The organism is Nostoc sp. C057, assembly GCF_013393925.1.
GTDB lineage: Bacteria > Cyanobacteriota > Cyanobacteriia > Cyanobacteriales > Nostocaceae > Nostoc > Nostoc muscorum_A.
Genome location: NZ_CP040281.1, coordinates 1,310,050 through 1,328,324 on the forward strand (window position 1 = coordinate 1,310,050; position 18,275 = coordinate 1,328,324).

20 protein-coding genes are annotated in these 18,275 nt (G+C 42.0%); 13 read left to right on the plus strand and 7 right to left on the minus strand.

Features of this window, described 5'->3' with window-relative positions; translation table 11 throughout:
- The first annotated feature begins 33 nt into the window (after window positions 1–33).
- Window positions 34–507, plus strand: a complete 474-nt coding sequence (locus FD724_RS05600; protein ID WP_179071876.1) for a TspO/MBR family protein — start codon at window positions 34–36, stop codon at window positions 505–507.
- Window positions 508–731: 224 nt separating this feature from the next.
- Here the strand turns inward: FD724_RS05600 and FD724_RS05605 are convergent, their stop codons facing one another.
- Window positions 732–1,439 carry a M15 family metallopeptidase gene (locus FD724_RS05605; RefSeq protein WP_179071877.1) on the minus strand — a complete coding sequence of 236 codons (708 nt, stop codon included), beginning with the start codon at window positions 1,437–1,439 and terminating at the stop codon, window positions 732–734.
- A gap of 280 nt (window positions 1,440–1,719) precedes the next feature.
- On the opposite strand from FD724_RS05605, the gene FD724_RS05610 reads away from it, so the two are divergent.
- From FD724_RS05610 to FD724_RS05625, 4 genes are all read left to right on the plus strand, one after another.
- Window positions 1,720–3,207: an aminotransferase class I/II-fold pyridoxal phosphate-dependent enzyme gene (locus FD724_RS05610; RefSeq protein ID WP_179071878.1), complete on the plus strand. Its 1,488-nt coding sequence runs from the start codon at window positions 1,720–1,722 to the stop codon at window positions 3,205–3,207.
- Between the two features lie 187 nt (window positions 3,208–3,394).
- Complete coding sequence (locus FD724_RS05615; RefSeq protein WP_179071879.1) at window positions 3,395–4,414, plus strand: ABC transporter ATP-binding protein; 1,020 nt, start codon at window positions 3,395–3,397, stop codon at window positions 4,412–4,414.
- Window positions 4,415–4,540: 126 nt separating this feature from the next.
- Window positions 4,541–5,431, plus strand: a complete 891-nt coding sequence (locus FD724_RS05620; RefSeq protein WP_179071880.1) for an ABC transporter permease — start codon at window positions 4,541–4,543, stop codon at window positions 5,429–5,431.
- 36 nt (window positions 5,432–5,467) lie between these two features.
- Window positions 5,468–5,866: a hypothetical protein gene (locus FD724_RS05625; protein WP_179071881.1), complete on the plus strand. Its 399-nt coding sequence runs from the start codon at window positions 5,468–5,470 to the stop codon at window positions 5,864–5,866.
- A gap of 70 nt (window positions 5,867–5,936) precedes the next feature.
- Here FD724_RS05625 and FD724_RS05630 read toward each other — a convergent pair whose 3' ends face one another.
- Window positions 5,937–6,374, minus strand: coding sequence for a peroxiredoxin (locus FD724_RS05630; protein ID WP_179071882.1), 438 nt, complete (start codon window positions 6,372–6,374; stop codon window positions 5,937–5,939).
- 194 nt (window positions 6,375–6,568) lie between these two features.
- Between FD724_RS05630 and FD724_RS05635 the strand changes: the two genes are divergently transcribed.
- From FD724_RS05635 to FD724_RS05655, 5 genes are all read left to right on the plus strand, one after another.
- A complete protein-coding gene (locus tag FD724_RS05635; protein ID WP_114084742.1) occupies window positions 6,569–6,973 on the plus strand; it encodes an Npun_F0494 family protein in 405 nt (134 codons plus the stop codon).
- A 233-nt stretch (window positions 6,974–7,206) separates the two neighbouring features.
- Window positions 7,207–8,691, plus strand: a complete 1,485-nt coding sequence (cobQ, locus tag FD724_RS05640) for a cobyric acid synthase CobQ (RefSeq protein ID WP_179071883.1) — start codon at window positions 7,207–7,209, stop codon at window positions 8,689–8,691.
- Window positions 8,692–8,912: 221 nt separating this feature from the next.
- Entirely contained in the window at window positions 8,913–9,149 is a 237-nt protein-coding gene (locus tag FD724_RS05645) for a 2Fe-2S iron-sulfur cluster-binding protein (RefSeq protein WP_179071884.1), read from the plus strand.
- Window positions 9,150–9,300: 151 nt separating this feature from the next.
- Entirely contained in the window at window positions 9,301–9,513 is a 213-nt protein-coding gene (locus FD724_RS05650) for a type II toxin-antitoxin system HicA family toxin (protein ID WP_179071885.1), read from the plus strand.
- Window positions 9,506–9,724, plus strand: a complete 219-nt coding sequence (locus FD724_RS05655) for a type II toxin-antitoxin system HicB family antitoxin (RefSeq protein ID WP_179071886.1) — start codon at window positions 9,506–9,508, stop codon at window positions 9,722–9,724. The genes FD724_RS05650 and FD724_RS05655 overlap by 8 nt, the downstream gene beginning before the upstream one ends.
- A gap of 36 nt (window positions 9,725–9,760) precedes the next feature.
- Here FD724_RS05655 and FD724_RS05660 read toward each other — a convergent pair whose 3' ends face one another.
- The 4 genes from FD724_RS05660 to FD724_RS05675 all read right to left on the minus strand — a co-directional run bounded on the left by FD724_RS05660 (window position 9,761) and on the right by FD724_RS05675 (window position 15,506).
- Window positions 9,761–10,204 carry an SRPBCC family protein gene (locus FD724_RS05660; RefSeq protein WP_163938433.1) on the minus strand — a complete coding sequence of 148 codons (444 nt, stop codon included), beginning with the start codon at window positions 10,202–10,204 and terminating at the stop codon, window positions 9,761–9,763.
- Window positions 10,205–10,295: 91 nt separating this feature from the next.
- Window positions 10,296–11,735, minus strand: coding sequence for a 9,9'-di-cis-zeta-carotene desaturase (gene zds, locus FD724_RS05665; protein ID WP_114084747.1), 1,440 nt, complete (start codon window positions 11,733–11,735; stop codon window positions 10,296–10,298).
- 274 nt (window positions 11,736–12,009) lie between these two features.
- Window positions 12,010–12,186: a CopG family transcriptional regulator gene (locus FD724_RS05670; RefSeq protein WP_174710394.1), complete on the minus strand. Its 177-nt coding sequence runs from the start codon at window positions 12,184–12,186 to the stop codon at window positions 12,010–12,012.
- A 1,676-nt stretch (window positions 12,187–13,862) separates the two neighbouring features.
- Entirely contained in the window at window positions 13,863–15,506 is a 1,644-nt protein-coding gene (locus FD724_RS05675; protein WP_179071887.1) for a hypothetical protein, read from the minus strand.
- 324 nt (window positions 15,507–15,830) lie between these two features.
- Here FD724_RS05675 and FD724_RS05680 point away from each other — a divergent pair, with 324 nt between their 5' ends.
- From FD724_RS05680 to FD724_RS05690, 3 genes are all read left to right on the plus strand, one after another.
- Window positions 15,831–16,187 carry an iron-sulfur cluster assembly accessory protein gene (locus tag FD724_RS05680; RefSeq protein ID WP_012407303.1) on the plus strand — a complete coding sequence of 119 codons (357 nt, stop codon included), beginning with the start codon at window positions 15,831–15,833 and terminating at the stop codon, window positions 16,185–16,187.
- Window positions 16,188–16,340: 153 nt separating this feature from the next.
- Window positions 16,341–16,763: a M48 family metallopeptidase gene (locus FD724_RS05685; protein WP_114084750.1), complete on the plus strand. Its 423-nt coding sequence runs from the start codon at window positions 16,341–16,343 to the stop codon at window positions 16,761–16,763.
- Between the two features lie 138 nt (window positions 16,764–16,901).
- Window positions 16,902–17,150: a hypothetical protein gene (locus tag FD724_RS05690; RefSeq protein ID WP_179071888.1), complete on the plus strand. Its 249-nt coding sequence runs from the start codon at window positions 16,902–16,904 to the stop codon at window positions 17,148–17,150.
- A 109-nt stretch (window positions 17,151–17,259) separates the two neighbouring features.
- Here the strand turns inward: FD724_RS05690 and FD724_RS05695 are convergent, their stop codons facing one another.
- On the minus strand, window positions 17,260–18,180 hold the full coding sequence (locus FD724_RS05695) for a TIGR01777 family oxidoreductase (protein ID WP_179071889.1): 921 nt from the start codon (window positions 18,178–18,180) through the stop codon (window positions 17,260–17,262).
- Window positions 18,181–18,275 lie beyond the last annotated feature (95 nt).

Consider the following 18,275-nt stretch of genomic DNA (forward strand, 5'->3'; position numbering starts at 1 on the left):
AACTTGACAAAATACACAAAGCTTGAGGTCATTATGATTCCATCTTGGCTGATAATTGGGGCTGTAACTTTTTTCATCGCCCTTGGGAGTTTCTTGATTACGCCACGTGATGTTAAATGGTTTGCACTGTTAAGTCGCCCTCGCTGGCTAGTTTTTGAACCACTGATTCCACTCATCTGGACTGTGATTTTTATTTGCGGTGCAGCTTCAGCTTATATTGTCTGGGAAAAAAATCCCGGAAGCCCAATTACTTGGTTAATAATGGCTTTGTACCTTTTGGTGGAAATTATCACCGTTGCCTACATACCTATAATGCTGAGGTTTCGCAGTCTCAAAGCTGGGGAAATTCTTGGGCTAGTTGGTTTGATTTCAGGTGTTGTCCTCGCAATTTGCGTTTTGCCGATTTCTCTAATAGCGGCGCTGTTACTCCTTCCCTATTTAATTTGGACTCCCATTGGTACTTACACCACCGACGAGTTGAGAGAGTTAAATCCTCAAGATGCTTGAAGAAGTATTCAGTAGTCTGAATTCAGTAGTCAGAAGAAAGTGTGGGATGAACGCTTATTTATTCCTTATGGATTCCGCAAGAAAGATTTAGCATTTAGTTTCACCATTTATTCAGCGTTAGATGTGAGTAAGTCCGCCAGTCAGACTCCGATTCAATTCTGTAGCTTGCTTCCCTGAAAGGGTATTCTGAATTCTGACTCCTGAATTCTTTTGTGATAACACATCTATGCAATACGGCCATAACGTGCTGTGACAGGATTTGCTGGATTAGATTGATTATTCAGCCAAGCCCACATTTGATCGCCAACAGAAAAATGCCACCACTCTCTGGGATTGCGTTGAAACCCTGCTTTTAACATTACATCTTGCAATAGCTGGCGGTAAGCATGATACTTTTTTGCTTCTGGGTCGTCATTATTGGCATAATAATCGGGATGCGATCGCTCTGACATTTCATCAATCGGCGAACCCATATTTACTATTTGCCCAATATCATCTATTAAAGTCACATCCACCGCCGCACCTGTACTGTGAGGAGGCGGAGTTTTTTCATCCAAACTTGGTGCAGCCCAAATTGCATAAACCGCTTCCCAAACTTCTTGACGTTGGTTTGGGGATAACTCCACATTAGTTAATCCTCTATCCTGCACTGCTTGAGTGAAGCTGTAATCTACCATAAACTGCTGAACTGCGATCGGGCGATAAGCATCAAAGATTTGAATCCGCCAGTTAGGATGCAACACTTCAAGATAATTTTGCGCTTGCCTCAAATTTTTAATAACGCTTTGACGAAGATAATAAGGAGAGTGTTCGCCATAGGGCGCACCTAATTTTTCATAAGGATGAGGAGATTCCACCGCAAACAATTCTAAAGGAATCTCAATTAGCGGTTCACCACACTCGAAAATTGGGATTTGATGATAAGGTCTCATCTAGTCAGCCACACAAAAAATTACGGATTTCAACGCAAGCATAACATTCTTAGGACTTATACAGAAGAGATCCCCCAACCCCCTTAAAAAGGGGGCTAAAACTCATATTTGATTTTTGAAAAACCTCGTACAACTCAAAAAGCCTTCTTTCCTATTGCCTATTGCCTCTTGCCTTCCCACGCAAGTAAGTTTAAAAATCAAAGCGGATTTCTATATAAGATTAAACTCTACTTGAATATTGTGCTGTTTCCTTTGTGTCCTTGCGGTTTGTGTCTCCAAAATGCTCAATCAAAACCAAACACCATTATTAGATGCGTTAAAAGCCAATGCAGCAAGACCTCATGCACCTTTTTACACCCCAGGACATAAACTAGGTAAGGGAATTTCTCAACCCTTGGCTGATTTACTTGGTAAGGCTGTATTTCGCGCTGATTTAACCGAATTAGCAGATTTAGATAATCTCTTTGCACCCCAAGGCGTTATTCAAGCAGCGCAACAACTAGCAGCACAAGCTTTTGGCGCTTCGCAAACATGGTTTCTTGTCAACGGTTCTACCTGTGGGATTGAAGCAGCAATTCTCGCTACCTGTGGTACAGGCGATAAAATCATTTTGCCTCGCAACGTGCATTCTTCTGCGATCGCTGGTTTAATTCTCTCCGGTGCAATACCAATTTTTCTCAATCCTGAATACGATCCAGTTTTAGATATTGCCCACAGCATCACGCCCAATGCTGTAGAATCTGCACTCCAACAACATCCAGACGCTAAAGCAGTGTTGACAGTTTATCCAACATATTACGGCGTTTGTGGAGATTTAAGTGCGATCGCCAATATTACCCATCAATACAATATCCCTTTACTTGTAGATGAGGCACACGGCGCACACTTTGCCTTTCATCCCGAATTACCCACTCCAGCTTTAGCCGCAGGTGCAGATTTAACTGTACAATCCATCCACAAAGTACTTGGTGCAATGACACAGGCATCAATGCTGCATATCCAAGGAGATAGGATAGATTGCGATCGCATCAATAAAGCTTTACAACTTGTACAATCTACCAGTCCTAGTTATTTACTTTTAGCTTCTTTAGATGCAGCACGTCAGCAAATGGCACTCCACGGCAAAATACTGATGTCTCGCACACTGCAACTTGCTAATGAAGCTAGAACAAAAATCAGTCAAATTCCTGGATTATCTGTCTTACAGATTCTTAGCCCCCCTTATCAAGGGGGGTTGGGGGGATCTCCCGACTTTGTGGCTTTAGACGAAACACGCTTAACTGTCACTGTTTCTGGTTTAGGCTTAACCGGATTTGAAGCAGATGAAATTCTAGATGAAAAATTTGCTGTCACTGCTGAATTCGCTTCACTGCAACATATCACCTTTATCATTAGTTTGGGCAACACTCCAGCCGATATCAAGCAATTAGTGCAAGGTTTTACCACTCTTGCTAAAGAATATCGTCGAACCAACTTGACTGTTACAAATCCTAATGGGCAAAATCTTTTAACTACACAGGAATATACTTTACATTTTTCTCCCCGTGAAGCCTTTTTTGCTGTTAGTGAAGCATTGCCTTTAGCACAAACAAGCGATCGCATCTGTGCCGAAATTATCTGTCCCTATCCCCCAGGAATTCCTGTGTTAATGCCGGGAGAAATCATCACTAAACCCGTCCTTGATTACCTGCAACAAATCCAAGCAATGGGGGGATTTATCAGTGGTTGCAATGACTCTAGCCTCAAAACTTTGAAAGTTGTGAAATAACGTCCTAATGTTAATTCGCCACAAACGCAATCAAGCAACTTGTCTGAAATAATCAGAAGTTTTTGACAGCATAGCGCATGACGCGAACTTGTTTAGAGATTTTCGCTCATCTGTTATTTCCTTGCTCTCTAGCTTCTACAATAAGGATAGACTTTATTGAGATTTGTATAGTTGGGGAAAAGCTGTCATGGCTCCCGCCGTTTTAATTCAGAATCTGCAAAAACGTTACGGCACAGTGGTTGCCGTCCAGGATGTTTCATTTCAGGTAGAGCCGGGAGAAATCTTTGGTTTACTTGGCCCCAACGGTGCTGGGAAAACTACTACCTTGCGTGCCTTGTGTACGCTGACCACACCGGATGCTGGCAAAATCGAAGTATCTGGCATCTCTGTGTTAGATAATCCGAGGGTGGCAAGGCAACGACTAGGCTATGTTGCTCAGGAAGTAGCTATAGATAAGGTGCTAACTGGAAAAGAACTGCTGCAATTGCAAGCGGCACTTTATCACCTTCCACGCGCAGTAGCCAAACAGCGCATTGAGACAGTATTAGATTTACTCGGTTTGCAAGAATACGCCAATAAAAAGACAGGAACATATTCTGGCGGTTTACGCAAGCGCCTAGACTTGGCTGCTGGATTGCTCCATGCACCAGATGTTCTGGTATTGGATGAGCCAACTGTAGGACTTGATATAGAAACCCGTTTTGTGGTGTGGGATTTCCTGCGAAAATTACGCGCCTCTGGGACGACGGTAGTAATTACCAGCCATTACCTAGAAGAAATTGACGCTTTAGCCGATCGCGTGGCAATTATAGATCGGGGCGTGGTAATTGCCTCTGGGACACCTTCACAATTAAAAGATCAAGTCGGGGGCGATCGCATCACCTTGCGAATCCGCGAGTTTTCCCCCAGCGAGGAAGCAGAAATTGCCAAAAACCTTTTGCAAACTTTGCCATTTGTGCAAGAAGTTATTATCAACAGCGCTCAAGGTAATTCTCTCAACTTGGTGGTGACACCTCAAAACGATGTTCTCATTAACATACAGCAAGCACTGAATACTGCTGGCTTACCCATATTTGGTATTGCCCAATCTCGCCCCAGCCTCGATGACGTTTATCTCGCCGCTACAGGACGCACCCTGATGGATGCAGAACTGGCAGCCGTTGCCACTCGCGATCCCAAAGCTGAGAAAAAGCAGCTTATGAGATAGGGCATAGGGAGTGAAGAAGGGAATAGGTGACAGGTTACAGGGTACAGATTATTCCCTGTCACCTGTCACCTCTCCCCTAATCCCAATCCCCAATCTAAAATTCAAAATCCAAAATCCAAAATTTCTATGAGCGTTACTCCTAAATCTGATATCAATTGGCAGTCACTAGCATCGCCACCGGCAGATGTTAATGCTGCACCTAGCTTTTTCGGTGAATTAGTACAAGAGACGTTGGCTTTAACTCGTCGCTTGTTTATTCAGTTGCAACGCCGTCCCTCATCTTTAGTTGCCGGAATTATTCAGCCAGTCATGTGGTTGATACTGTTTGGTGCTTTGTTCCAAAATGCCCCCAAGGGTATATTTGGCAATACAACAACAAATTACGGACAATTTTTAGCTGCGGGTATTATTGTGTTTACAGCCTTTGCTGGAGCGCTGAATGCTGGTTTACCCGTAATGTTTGACCGCGAGTTCGGCTTCTTGAATCGTTTGTTGGTAGCACCGTTAGCATCGCGGTTTTCCATTGTCTTTGCTTCGGCAATCTTTATCATCAGCCAGAGTTTGCTGCAAGCAGCCGTGATTGTTGCGGCGGCGGCATTTTTGGGCGCTGGACTACCCAATGCAGTTGGTTTAAGTGCGATCGCTCTCATTGTCTTCTTATTAGCTTTGGGCGTAACAGCCATCTCTCTCGGTTTAGCTTTCGCCCTACCCGGACACATTGAACTGATTGCAGTGATTTTTGTCACTAATCTACCATTATTGTTCGCTAGTACTGCTTTAGCTCCTCTATCGTTCATGCCTCAGTGGTTACAGGTTATCGCTACCCTGAATCCTCTTAGCTATGCGATCGAACCCATTCGCTATCTGTATCTTCACAGTAGTTGGGGACTAAGTAGTGTCGTTATGCAGGCTCCTTGGGGTGATGTTACCTTTGGGGGAGCATTGCTGGTATTGTTTGGCTTTGCCGTTGTTGCCTTACTGAGCATTCAACCCCAACTACGGCGGACTCTTGCTTAAAGAGATAAAATAGAGCAATTTTAGGGTCAAAATCCCATGAAAAAACCATTTTTACAAATTCCTAGACTCTTTGTAGCTACCGTGGCAGGCATTAGCTTTGCTTCCTTGCTCATGGCTCAACCCAGTTCGGCTCAACAAGTCAGCCCAGCCGATGCTTTTCCCAGTAATAGTACAACAGACCAAAATACCGATCCGTTCTCTCGTTCAAACGCAGATAATTTCAATATGTTTGACCTGATTCATCGGGCAAATTTTGGGACTCTCAACTGGAATTCTGACCAACAGAACGAACAACTAGACTCAGCCGCAGCAGCCTTTAAAGCAAGGCAACAAAAACTAATTCGAGGTGAACAACAGCAAGCAAGTCCCAGTTTACCATCGTTTACACTACCATCAGCTACGCCGCCATCGGTTACACCACAATCAGGTAACTGAATTCAAGCAAAGAACCCCAAGCCTCTAGAGGCTCGGGGCTGAGACTATTTAAAAAATCCTAGGTAAAAAACTACAGCCCAAGTGTAGCTAAAACATCGCTAGCGTGGGTAGTGGTATTTACAGCAGTGTCTACATGGGTAATTTTGCCGTTGGGGTCAATTACGTAGGTGACGCGCTTGGCATAACCACCGCCATCCACATCGAAAGCTTTGATGAGGGATTTGTCGCTGTCAGCCAATAGAGGAAAATTCAAATTATATTTTTGGGTGAATGCCTGATGGGAGACTTCATCATCTGCACTGACTCCCAAGATTACAATATCTTTACCTTGATATTGAGCCTGGGCATCCCGAAAACTACAGGCTTGTTTGGTGCAGCCTGGCGTGTCATCTTTGGGGTAAAAATACAAAACAACTGTCTTTCCCCTCAAATTAGATAACGAGACTGTGTTGCCGTTTGTATCTTTGGCGGTAAATGCAGGTGCATCCGTACCAACTGCTAGAGGCATAATTAACCTTTCCTGTTTCAGATTGTTGATGCACTTGAAATTTTACATTAATTTATAATCATTAAATATAATTACTAAAAAATAGCATAACTATACTTCAGGTAACTAATTTTGGTTAAATGAGGTACATAGTACAAGAAAAAATATATTCTTGAATTAATCTTTTTAAGAAGAAAAATTTCTCCCCCTACAAAATGGCTGCTGCTGATTCCCAAAACCCAAATATTTTTGTCTATCCTCAAAGCACAGTAGAAAGAGCCGAGCGATCGCTAGTGTGTTCGCCCTTCAATTTATCTTTATTTGAAGTCATGGGACATCAGAGTGTTTCAGTAACTGCGATCGCTTTGGAAAATGGACTCAAACAGGGCTATACTAAGCGCCCTTTATCAGAATTAGCCTGTGATAATGCCTTGGGCTGGCTAATCCAAGTGGGTGTATTGCGGCGAGAAGTCGATGGACAGGGAATTACAGATAGTTTTCGGCTCACTCCCTTGGGTCGCCAGCTGGTGGAACAATACCACGGAAAAAACTGGCGGACACCTTCATGGCGCGATCGTTTATTCGATGCTGTGATTCGTTGGTTACGGATACCCTTTTAGAATAAAAAACCAAAGAGTTAGCATTAGGCAATCAAAGGGAATAATATATACGGAAACATCACATTTATTCATGAAGTCTTTACCGTAATCATCTAATTGAAATTTGTGATGCTAATGGTGGGTGTGGGGTATGGTGTATTATTTCTTCCCCTACTCCCTCATCTCTCCTTGCTCGCTTATTTTTCGTTTCTAAAAATTCACTCTGTATCTTGAAAAACTAACTAATAGCAACTATGAAATCAATTATGGTGGTGGGGACAACATCCCATGCAGGGAAATCACTTTTAACTACAGCTATTTGTCGCATTCTGTCGCGGCGTGGCTGGCGGGTGGCTCCCTTTAAAGGTCAAAATATGGCTTTAAATGCTTATGTTACTGCCAGTGGTGGAGAAATTGGCTATGCCCAAGCAGTGCAAGCTTGGGCTGCGGGAGTCGTGCCTTGGGTAGAAATGAACCCAATTTTACTCAAACCTCAAGGGGATATGACTTCCCAAGTAATTATCAAAGGTAGGTCTGTAGGGAAAGTAAGTGCCTCAGATTACTACGAGCAATATTTTGAACTGGGGTGGCGGACAATTGAAGAATCGCTACAGCATTTAGGAACAGAATTTGACTTACTAGTTTGTGAAGGTGCTGGTAGTCCAGCAGAGATTAACCTCAAACACCGCGATTTAACTAATATGCGGGTGGCAAAATATTTGAATGCACCAACGATGTTAGTAGTTGATATTGATCGGGGTGGTGCTTTTGCCCATGTGGTAGGAACTTTAGAGTTATTGGAACCAGATGAACGCGCTCTAATTAAGGGTGTAGTAATTAACAAATTTCGAGGACAGCGATCGCTCTTAGATTCGGGAATAAAATGGTTAGAAGAACGCACGGGTATTCCTGTTGTTGGTGTTATACCCTACTTGCAAGATGTGTTTTCGACCGAAGACTCCCTAGATTTGCTAGAGCGTCAATCGTCGTCAAGTAAAGCCCAAACAGACCTCAACATTGCCGTTATCCGCTTACCCAGAATTGCCAATTTCACCGACTTTGACCCACTAGAATCAGAAAGCACAGTTTCAGTAAAATACTTAAGTCCTAAGCAAGATTTAGGACATCCTGATGCCGTAATTATCCCAGGTACAAAGACTACAATTGCTGATTTACTGCTGCTGCAAAAAAGCGGTATGGCAGAAGCTATTCAACACTATGCTGCTTCTGGTGGAACCGTTTTAGGTATCTGCGGTGGCTATCAAATGCTCGGTCAAATTATCGCCGATCCCGAAGGGATAGAAGGACAAGCTGGCAGATTTCAAGGGTTAAATCTTTTACCAATTAGAACCGTAATTACCGGACAAAAAATCGCCCGCCAGCGCCAAGTTAGCTCAAATTATCCACAGCAGGGCTTACCAGTCAATGGCTTTGAAATTCACCAAGGGCGATCGCGCATCGAGCAGCAAGGAATAGATCCTCAATCCTACCATGCCCTATTTGACGATATTAATTTAGGATTAGTGGATAGTTGTCAATCAGTGTGGGGAAGTTACCTCCACGGGCTTTTTGATAACGGCCCTTGGCGACGCGCTTGGTTAAATCGCCTCCGTCAACAGCGCGGTTTAAAATCTTTGCCTACCGGTGTTGCTAACTACCGAGAACAGCGAGAGCAGATTTTGGATTCCTTAGCCACTGAAGTTGAAAGCCATTTAGACTTAACTCCATTTTTGTCTTAAACTGATACCATTTTTAATTTTAGATTTTGGATTGAGAATAGCTTTCTAAATCTAGGCGTAGTGAATTTATCTCTCACATCATGTTTCGAATTTGATATAAGTTGCATAAAAGAAATTGCACTTTTTTTCGTTAAGATGGTTATTTGTCATTTGTAAAGACAAAAGGCAAATGACAAATAACAACCCTTACGAATCAATTTCAAATCAAAAGTGTAAGATTCATGATTGTTCGTGTCCACTTTTTACCAGATGATGTGACAGTAGATGCCGAAGTGGGAGAAGCCATTTTGGATGTAGCAGACCGGGCTGGAGTATTTATTCCCACCGGTTGTCTAATGGGGTCTTGTCACGCTTGCACCATCGAATTAGAGGATGGAGAGATCATCCGCGCTTGTATCACCGCAGTACCGCCACGCGAGGAATTGACAATTAATTTGTTTAGCGATCCCACTTGGTAATGTCAGCCCTGTTATTCACAAGAACTAGTATAGTAAAACAAGTCATGTACAAACAAAAATCTAATCATTGATTAGATTTTTTTGAATAGACGGCAAGGAATATTTGAACCATTATTTCTTACCGTGGCGATCGCATTTTTTAAGAAAATTAATGCCAAAGAAAATCCGGGAACTGAAGCAAATGCTTTCCCAAGTAGGTTTTACAGAAGTCCCAGGAAAAGGAAGTCATACGAACTGGGTACATCCCCTCTATACTGGAAAAATCACGATTTCCGGCAAAAACGGAGCAGATGCTAAACGCTACCAAGAGAAGGAAGTGAGACAGGCAATTGAGGAAGTAGAAGGGAAAGAAAAAGATGAGTAAGCTTAAGTACCAAATGATTATTCAATGGTCTGATGAAGATGATTGCTTCTTAGTCGGATTTCCTGATTTTCCAGGACAACGTTGGCGGACTCATGGGGATACTTATGAGTTAGCTGTGGCAAATGGAATTGAAGCTTTAGAGTCTCTAATTATTGCTTACGAAGCTGTAGGTGATCCACTTCCAGAACCAACAGTAAGTAGAGTACGTTAACGCAATTGAGTAGGTGGTAACTAGTGCTGAACAATATCAATTAGCTTTAACATTCAGCGCATATTCTTTAAACCTTTCCAAATCAGCTTGAATCGTCGATTCAACTATCCGTCCCAAAAACAAGTTATCCATAATTTTGCCAATAATGCCGGGGATAGCATAGGAAATACTCATTTTGACAATGCTACTATTGTGGCGATCGTAAAAGCGAATCGCTCCTTGATTAGGCAAACCATCAATCGATTCCCATTGGATAATTTGGTTGGGAATAACTTTGAGAATTCGGGATTGCCAATTAAATTCTAGACTGCCCGTCTTTAATTTCCAAAGAGATATATCTGGATTATCTGGCGGAATTTTCACCGAATCAATCCACTTCATCCACCGGGGCATTTGCTCCAAATCAGACCAGAGGCTCCATACTAAATCTATGGGAGCCTCTACTTCTACCTGCACAGTATGCTCTAACCAATCTGACATTTTTCTTCTTCTTCCTTTGCGTTCTTCTCTACGAGACGCTATGCAAATGCGTCCTTGGCGGTAGCCTGCGGCAAGCCACTGCGTGTCTACGTTATCTCTTCAAACTCTCCAAAATCACTTTTGCCGCCCGCCGTCCAGAAATAGTAGCACCTTCCATGCTGTCAATATAATCTTGCTGAGTATAACTCCCTGCAAGGAAGAAATTATCTACTGGTGTTTTTTGGTTGGGACGATACGCATCCATCCCTGGCGCTTCTCGGTAGAGAGACTGAGCAAGTTTTACTACACTATACCAAGTCATATTTAGCTCCCGCGACGAGGGAAACAGTTCATGGACTTGCTTGAGGACATGCTGTGCGATCGCTTCATTACTCTGTGCAATAAACGGATCTCCCGGTGTCAGCACTAGTTGTAACAAAGATCCCTGTCCTGGACGATAATAATCAGCAGGGCTAGTCAACGCTAAATCAGCAAAACAAGAAAAGTCAGCATCGGCTGTGTACAGTAAATTATCAATTCCAGCCGCGTGATTTAGCTGTTTACGTTGCTCTCCATCGTTGAGTTCTGTTACCCAACCATCGAAGCGTAACTGCACTGTAGCCACTGGGACTGCATCCAGTTTGTAAATATTGTCAAATTCTGACCACTTACGCCATTGCTGGGGTAGGATACGTTGAATTCCTGGAACATCACAGGCAAAAACGTAAGCATCAGCAGTAATAGTTTCGACTGCATCACCTTGTGCAACTGCTATACCAGTGACACGGGTTTGTTCGTTTGACTCTATAAACTGAATTTCTCGCACTTGCCGACGCGTATAAACTTTAGTGCCTCTGGCTTCTAAATATTCCAGAATGGGCTTGTGCAAATATTCAGCTGGAGAACCTTCCAACATTCGCAAAACTGAAGCTTCAGTTCTGACTGCAAATAACTGGAATATGGTTAACATACATCGGGCAGACATATTTTCGCAATCAATAAATCCCAATGCGTAAGCAATGGGGTTCCATAACCGCTTAATGCTGCCATTACTGCCACCATGACTGCGAAACCAATCGGCAAAGCTAATTTTATCTAAGTTGCGGATGGTTTTCATCGCCCCGTTAAAGTCTACCAATCCGCGAACTATGGGACTAGTACCCAAAGCGATCGCATTTTGCAATTTATCCTGCAACGATAGTTGGGAAGTCGTGAAAAATGCCTTTAAGCCATTGAAAGGCGCACCTGTAAAGAAGCGAAAATCCAAACCACCAGTGCGCCCCCCTTTATTAATAAAAGTGTGGGTATGTTCCTTGAGGCGTAAGTTCTCTAACACCCCCACTTTCTTCATCAAGTCAAATAGTTGGTAGTAGCACCCGAAAAATACATGCAACCCCATTTCTAGATGGTTGCCATCTCCATCAACCCAACTGCCTACTTTACCACCCACAAACGGACGAGACTCAAAAATCTCTATTTCACAACCAGCATCAGCTAGATCAACTGCGGTTGCTAGTCCAGCAAGTCCCGCACCTACGATTGCAACACGCATTCCGTCGTTCCTTTTCAGTTTCTTTACAGATTGTAACTGGGTTGGTGTCGGAATTTGCTACTTAATATCAACTCTACCAGCATATTAAGGCAAGCAATGTCGATACTAAAACCTCTTTAATTACTTCTTTTAGTCCCCGTAATTGACCAGACGCGAGCAAAACGCGCCTGTATCAGCTAGACAAATTATTGTCCATTGCGGCGCACCCAAAAAAGTATCAGAGCTATTTTGTTGGTGGCAAAGCAGTTATCTAGTAAGTAGTGAAAGTATAGTCTTACTTGTTTACATCTTTGCCATCGTCGGAGACAGGCAAACTTCTAATCAGTTCGCGAATCACATCGGTTGCGGGTCTACCTGTTTGTTGGCAATATTTTTCTAGTTTTTCCGCTTCCTGCGTTGCGAGATTAACTGTTATGCGTTTAACGGCCCATTTTTTATTTGTCATTATCATGCTATCTGCTGTATATCTAGATTGTCGAAAGAGTCTAAATTAAAGAGGGAACCGATAAGATTATCAGAATTTGTCTCAGGAAACAAGTAATACCATTAATATTAAAAATTGTCGTTTTGTCAAAGGATTCATAATTTTCTAAAGAAATCAAAAAACTACACTTTATTTGTTACTATTTTGACAGCAAAAACAGCACATAGTTCCTTCTGAGGAGGATAATCCTACTAACAGCATCAGTAAAGCCTAGCAATGAACTTCTATAAATGAATTTGAGATACCAAATGTTGACTCAATCAAGATTTACAAAATTATTCTCTATCGAAATAATTTGACCATATATCTTAACCAAGTTTGCCAAACCCACTTGGTGAGAACATCTGGTATAACAGATGAAAATAAAGCTTTAGAATCATTGTCAGGCTGAAATTGTGTCTTACAGGCAGCTTCAGGTGAGATATACAGTTCGGAAATAATCACTTAAAAGTAGGCAAATAAGCGATAGCTCTAGAGCAAACATCCATCTGTATCCATTGCTGTAATCAATAAGCTAAGAGCGACTTAAATAGTTAAGGCTTTTGGCTCACTGCAATTAAACTGATTACTTCACCGTGCTAATGTTGTAGTCATAAACAAAGGTATAAGATTCAGCTCACTGGGTATAAAAAACCAAATATTTTGGTAAATTTTAACAGAATTACCTGTAATTTCACTCAGAAAAATTAACCAAAAATTGACGTGATGTTACTTGACTGTCGCCGATAATAATATTTTACTTTTGTTTCATGTTTTTACACTAAGTCCCCCGAAATATATGATGAAATCCTAGATATTTTTTCTCTTCCCCCTAGCGATATAATTTGTTTTAAAGTCAGTATTGTTTCAATTCCTTGCATTCACGTATTTCGAGGTTACGAAAATTATTTTTAGCCAATTAATACGCTAAAAAACTTGCTTATTAATATCTAAGCTAAGAGAAAAACTACAGCTAAAAAGTCTTGCCTTAAAACCTCTATTGATTAGTAAATGTAAGCATAAAAGCAATTTTTTACTTCAATATTTTTGTTGAGTGTATTCATTATAGCCATGATTTATGGGCTTTAAATAAACTTTATTTAGGCACTAAAACAACTCATATTTACACTTTATAAAAAAATTACAAAGAAAAATAGATAAATATGAGCTTTTGCTTAATGATATTGATACAGAACAACTTTTTAAGCTCAAAAAGTTGTAAAAAAAAGATTCTGAGATTGAAGTGCATCGGCTAAATTTGATTAAACTCAACTTGGTAAATAATTAAATAGTAGTCTGTACTTATTTATACTGATAAATATCCAAATAAAATTACTGAAAAACCATGAGAATATAGATACTTCATGAAATTTAGGTAAAGTTAGCTGTCATCCTGGGATATTTACTAGTAAACCTTCGCAGAAATACAGCTAACACCTCAATTAACAAGACTTGGAGAAAAATTAATCCTCTTTTCAAAGTTAGATAAATTTCCGCCTTGCCGTAACAGGTGCATCAAACCTAAGTATTCTGTAGTTTACTTAGTAGTCAGTAATGCCCCTAACTTCTCAGCGCTGAATCTGGTTAATACGCGAATCAAATATATCTCAACTTAATTTCTTATAGCCGTAATCCTGAATGTCAGATTACAGCTATGAATGCAACTATTCCAATTTGAATTGGGGCATGAGTTGGAGAGTGCCAATACCTAAATCTTTCGGTGAAACCGATCGCGTTTCAAACAAAGCCATCATGTCTCGTAACTGAGGATTGCCACGGGAAGCTCCTGTTAATCCTTTAGCAATGATTAAGCCACAGTAGCCCTTAGTATTTTTACACCTCTGATTCCATTTTTTTCGAGCTTCTACATGAATAGGATCTTCATCTAAAAATTCACCAAATAGGAACAATTCACCATTTTGAGTTTGCAATAAACCCAGATCGTAGCGATCGCCATCGAAAGGATCGGCACCTGGATTAAAGCAAATTGCTCTCAGCCCGCCTGCTGCTTCAATTCTTTCAATTACAGTTTTAGCCTTGGGGCGGGAAGTTTGAATTAAAATCACCGGCAAACCGTCACCCACTTGTTTAATTTCACCAGCCTTATGGTAAGTTACCCCCTTACGGAGGTGATCCAACATTTCCCAGGACACTACGCCTAAGCTGAGAAAGGAGTCTTCTGGTATCAAGTCATCTTGCAATGATTGGAAATTTGAGGAGTTAAGGTTATCAATTTCCTCATCATCGTCACCAAAACCTGCCATTTCCTCTAATTCTGCTGCTAACTGTGGCATGGTAGAGACTGTCACAGCCACAGATTTAGTTGATTCTTCCGACTGCGGCAGAGAGATGCGATAGCGACGGCTGAGGGTAGGGAAGATATCCTCATGCAAATGGCGGCGGTGATCGCGAATAAAGCGGATCAGACTTTCGATCGCAACGAAGATTACCAGCGCTTCTTCATCATACAAAACAGACCGCAGTCCTTCTAAGGGGTGGATATTACCGAAAGTGGGGTCAATTTCTGATAATGGCAGATCCGCCAAATCACTTTCTTCGTCATCGTCTTCATCTTCGTCTTCATCAGCACTCTCAAAGGTAAGAAACAGGCAATCTTGCTTGAGAAACGCTTCTTCTAGATGCTCTGTTGAGTCTTCATCTTGTAAAACTGCGGTGCGAAACTGTTTTAAAGACTCTTCTGAGCGATAAAACAAAATCCCATACTCCATTCCCAGCATTCCCATGACTGAGGCGTAGAGTGTGCCGACATCCCACTTATTAATCTCGATTGACAAAATTTGCTGTTCTTCCAAAAATTCCCAAGGTGCTGCTTGCCAAATTGCAAATGCTTTCTCTCGCAAGATTTGTGCATACTGTGGGGGTAAGTCAGGAGTTTGACTATCGAGGATGTCAGCGAATCCGCGAAATAGTTCGTCAATTAAAGGCAGTTCTGGTGCGTAGTCAATGGCAATATCCAAATCTTGCAGCACTCCCCGCAGGTAAAATTGGATCTCACGGTCTTTGACTACAATTCTTTGGGGCCTAGCAGGTCTTGCCGGACTGTGGGGATGCTCCATTGCTCGCATTAAGGTACGAACGATTGCTTCTGGTCCAACATCTGAAGCTACCACGTCCATTCCTCGGACAACACCTTGGGAGTAATCTACCCAAAGAATGCATTCTCCCTTTTCCTCAGAGTCTGAGTGCTGGTTTGGTGATGACAACGGACGGCGATCGCCCTCCCATACAGAAGGAATTTGAGTTAATTTCTTCAAGCGACGACTGGTAGAGCGATTAAAACTTGTCATAGAGTAAGTTAATCAAAAGAAGCAATTTGGAAGTAAACTTTGGGGGATAGCTAGCCTCGGATTAAGTTTTAATGGCTGCACCTGAAAGATAGTTGCTTCTCAGACAAGCCATGCTTGAACTCCAAAAATACCGAATCTCTAAACACACTGAGTCTCTCAATTCTAGAATAAAAACCTTTGGCTGCTTTTAACGGAGTGTTTACAATTTGGCATCTAACGACATCTGAGCCGCTAGAATGAATACAAAAACACCAAGGAAACCCAGAGGCATTAACAAGCCGATATCGGGTAAAGCTTAGACTAATTAAGGAGTGAAAAAAGCAGATGACACAAGCAATTCAGTCTCAACAACGCGGAATTCTGTTGAGCGAAGCGGCATTGCACCAGGTAAAATCCCTCCGGGACAAGCAAGGCACAGACTTCTGCTTACGGGTAGGAGTCCGTCAGGGTGGCTGTTCTGGGATGTCTTACATGATGGACTTTGAAGACACTAGCAAGATCACCCCGCAGGATGAAGTTTTTGACTATGATGGCTTCAAAATTGTCAGCGATCGCAAGAGTCTCTTATATCTCTACGGTTTAATGCTCGATTACAGCGATGCCATGATTGGCGGTGGCTTTCAATTTACTAACCCTAATGCCAACCAAACTTGCGGTTGTGGCAAGTCATTTGGGGTTTAGCCAAGAGGAGCCGATCGCGTGCGAGGTTTTCCAAAATTGATTGAACTCGCCCTCAATAGTCAAGAGTCAAGGTTTTCTAACTCTTGACTATTGGCCTATGACTATTGAATCATGGCTAATGACTATTAACTAATGATTATTGACAAACTTACTATGACTCAAACAGTTGAATCCCTGTTTGATACAGGTTTAGAACGCTATAAAGCAGGAGAGGCAGTAGATTCTTTAATCCCTGTATTTAAAGAAGTGTGCGATCGCGCTCCTAAAACGAGTGCTGCTTGGATCTGTTTGGCGTGGTTGTATCTACTCGATAACAAGCCCAACTTGGCTTACAAAGCTGCACAGAAGGCTGTCAAGTTAAATCCACAAGACCCACAGGCTAGGGTCAATCTCGCCTTAGCAATGCTGGAAACAGGTCAAAAAGGTTTACGAGAACATATTGACATTGCACAGCAGCTAATTTTTGTCAATGAAGAATGGCGCGATGAAATAAAAAGCAGTATCGAAGACGGTTTAACTAGAAAACCAGATTGGCAAAGTTTAACAAAAGTCAAAAATTGGCTGTTGGAGGAGTGAGAAGTTAAGAGTAGAGATGCGATTAATCGCGTCTCTACAGGAGTGAGGAGTTAAATTCAAGTCGAGAACTCTAACTTCTAACTTATCCGTAACTGAGTTAGCAGTCATAAAATTTTGGGCAATTAGACAACAGGGTAGATGAAAGATAAATTGTTAAATTGGCTAAACACAATTTTAGTCGCAGATGTTTTTTTAGTTTTGTTTGGCTTTGTTTGGTTAGCGATCGCAGCGATCGGTGATTCTGTGGGAGTAAATTTGGGTTTAGATTTGTGGCATCAACTTTGGCAACCCGTATTTAACCCAGCGATCGGCATCCTCATGGGCGGTGCAATTCTCAGTGGTATTATCAGTTGGGTTTCCAAAAAATTTCTCTCTAGTCAAGAATAAAGTGATTGGGGATTGAAAAGAGGCAGAGGGGCAGGGTGCTGCTCTTGCTGAGGGGAAAACTATTATCCCTTGCTCCCTACTCCCTTGCCTCTTCCCCATTCCCCTTGACCTACGCAAGAATTTGTCTTAGTGCTGACTCTAAATTAGGATATTTGTACTCAAATCCTGTTTCCATGGTGCGCTTAGGAAGGACTTGCTGACCTTCTAAAACTACTATAGCCCCGTCTCCTAAAAGAGCTTCGATCGCAAAAGCCGGAACGGGCAACCAAGAAGGGCGATTCATCACTTGTCCCAAAGTTTGGCTTAAATCTGCCATTCGGACTGGGTTAGGGGTAGTAGCATTATATATGCCTTCTATTTCCGGTTTAGTTAAAGCTTGCATAATCAAGTTAACTAAATCGTCTATGTGAATCCATGAAAACCACTGCTGACCACTGCCAATGGGACCACCAGCAAAAAGTTTGAAAGGCGGAATCATTTTACCTAAAGCCCCACCATTGCCTAGAACAATCCCAAAACGCAGAATTACCAGTCGTACACCAGCATCTTTGACCTTTGTCGCCTCTGCTTCCCAGGCTTGGCAGACCTGGGCGAGAAAATCGTTACCAGATTGGCTTGTTTCATCAAAGTTTGCCGTTTCACTGGTGCCGTAGTAGCCAATAGCCGAAGCATTAATTAACACAGTTGGCTTGGGGTTAGCATTGACTATTGCTTCAACTATTTTTTGTGTGCCCAACTTTCGGCTATTGAGGATTTCTTGTTTGCGTTCTGGTGTCCAGCGCCCTTCACCAATAGGTTCTCCTGCCAGATTAACTACACCATCACAACTAGCTATGACACTTTGCCAAGAACCAGATGTATTTGGTGTATAGGCAACAATTTCTACATTGGGGAAAGCCTCAGATGGAAAAACCTTTTGAGCAAAGGCGGTGTTCCGAGTTAATACTACTATTTTATGACCTTTTCCGTGGAGTCGTTGTACCAAAAGACTACCGACAAATCCTGTTGCTCCAGTAATTGCTACTTTCATTCATTTTCTACCTCAGCCAAACTCTTATTGTAAAGTTTTTGATCAGACTTTCAGCCTACAGCACTTTCTTTGTGGATAGAACAGATGCAACTGTA

Coding starts and splice junctions, on each gene's coding strand:
- FD724_RS05675 (WP_179071887.1), bottom strand. CDS start 15,506: ATGACAAGTTTTAATCGCTCTACCAGTCGTCGCTTGAAGAAATTAACT.
- FD724_RS05655 (WP_179071886.1), top strand. CDS start 9,506: ATGAGTAAGCTTAAGTACCAAATGATTATTCAATGGTCTGATGAAGAT.
- FD724_RS05670 (WP_174710394.1), bottom strand. CDS start 12,186: ATGATAATGACAAATAAAAAATGGGCCGTTAAACGCATAACAGTTAAT.
- FD724_RS05610 (WP_179071878.1), top strand. CDS start 1,720: ATGCTCAATCAAAACCAAACACCATTATTAGATGCGTTAAAAGCCAAT.
- FD724_RS05695 (WP_179071889.1), bottom strand. CDS start 18,180: ATGAAAGTAGCAATTACTGGAGCAACAGGATTTGTCGGTAGTCTTTTG.
- FD724_RS05680 (WP_012407303.1), top strand. CDS start 15,831: ATGACACAAGCAATTCAGTCTCAACAACGCGGAATTCTGTTGAGCGAA.
- FD724_RS05645 (WP_179071884.1), top strand. CDS start 8,913: ATGATTGTTCGTGTCCACTTTTTACCAGATGATGTGACAGTAGATGCC.
- zds (WP_114084747.1), bottom strand. CDS start 11,735: ATGCGTGTTGCAATCGTAGGTGCGGGACTTGCTGGACTAGCAACCGCA.
- FD724_RS05690 (WP_179071888.1), top strand. CDS start 16,902: ATGAAAGATAAATTGTTAAATTGGCTAAACACAATTTTAGTCGCAGAT.
- FD724_RS05685 (WP_114084750.1), top strand. CDS start 16,341: ATGACTCAAACAGTTGAATCCCTGTTTGATACAGGTTTAGAACGCTAT.
- FD724_RS05615 (WP_179071879.1), top strand. CDS start 3,395: ATGGCTCCCGCCGTTTTAATTCAGAATCTGCAAAAACGTTACGGCACA.
- FD724_RS05600 (WP_179071876.1), top strand. CDS start 34: ATGATTCCATCTTGGCTGATAATTGGGGCTGTAACTTTTTTCATCGCC.
- FD724_RS05650 (WP_179071885.1), top strand. CDS start 9,301: ATGCCAAAGAAAATCCGGGAACTGAAGCAAATGCTTTCCCAAGTAGGT.
- FD724_RS05620 (WP_179071880.1), top strand. CDS start 4,541: ATGAGCGTTACTCCTAAATCTGATATCAATTGGCAGTCACTAGCATCG.
- FD724_RS05635 (WP_114084742.1), top strand. CDS start 6,569: ATGGCTGCTGCTGATTCCCAAAACCCAAATATTTTTGTCTATCCTCAA.
- FD724_RS05605 (WP_179071877.1), bottom strand. CDS start 1,439: ATGAGACCTTATCATCAAATCCCAATTTTCGAGTGTGGTGAACCGCTA.
- cobQ (WP_179071883.1), top strand. CDS start 7,207: ATGAAATCAATTATGGTGGTGGGGACAACATCCCATGCAGGGAAATCA.
- FD724_RS05660 (WP_163938433.1), bottom strand. CDS start 10,204: ATGTCAGATTGGTTAGAGCATACTGTGCAGGTAGAAGTAGAGGCTCCC.
- FD724_RS05630 (WP_179071882.1), bottom strand. CDS start 6,374: ATGCCTCTAGCAGTTGGTACGGATGCACCTGCATTTACCGCCAAAGAT.
- FD724_RS05625 (WP_179071881.1), top strand. CDS start 5,468: ATGAAAAAACCATTTTTACAAATTCCTAGACTCTTTGTAGCTACCGTG.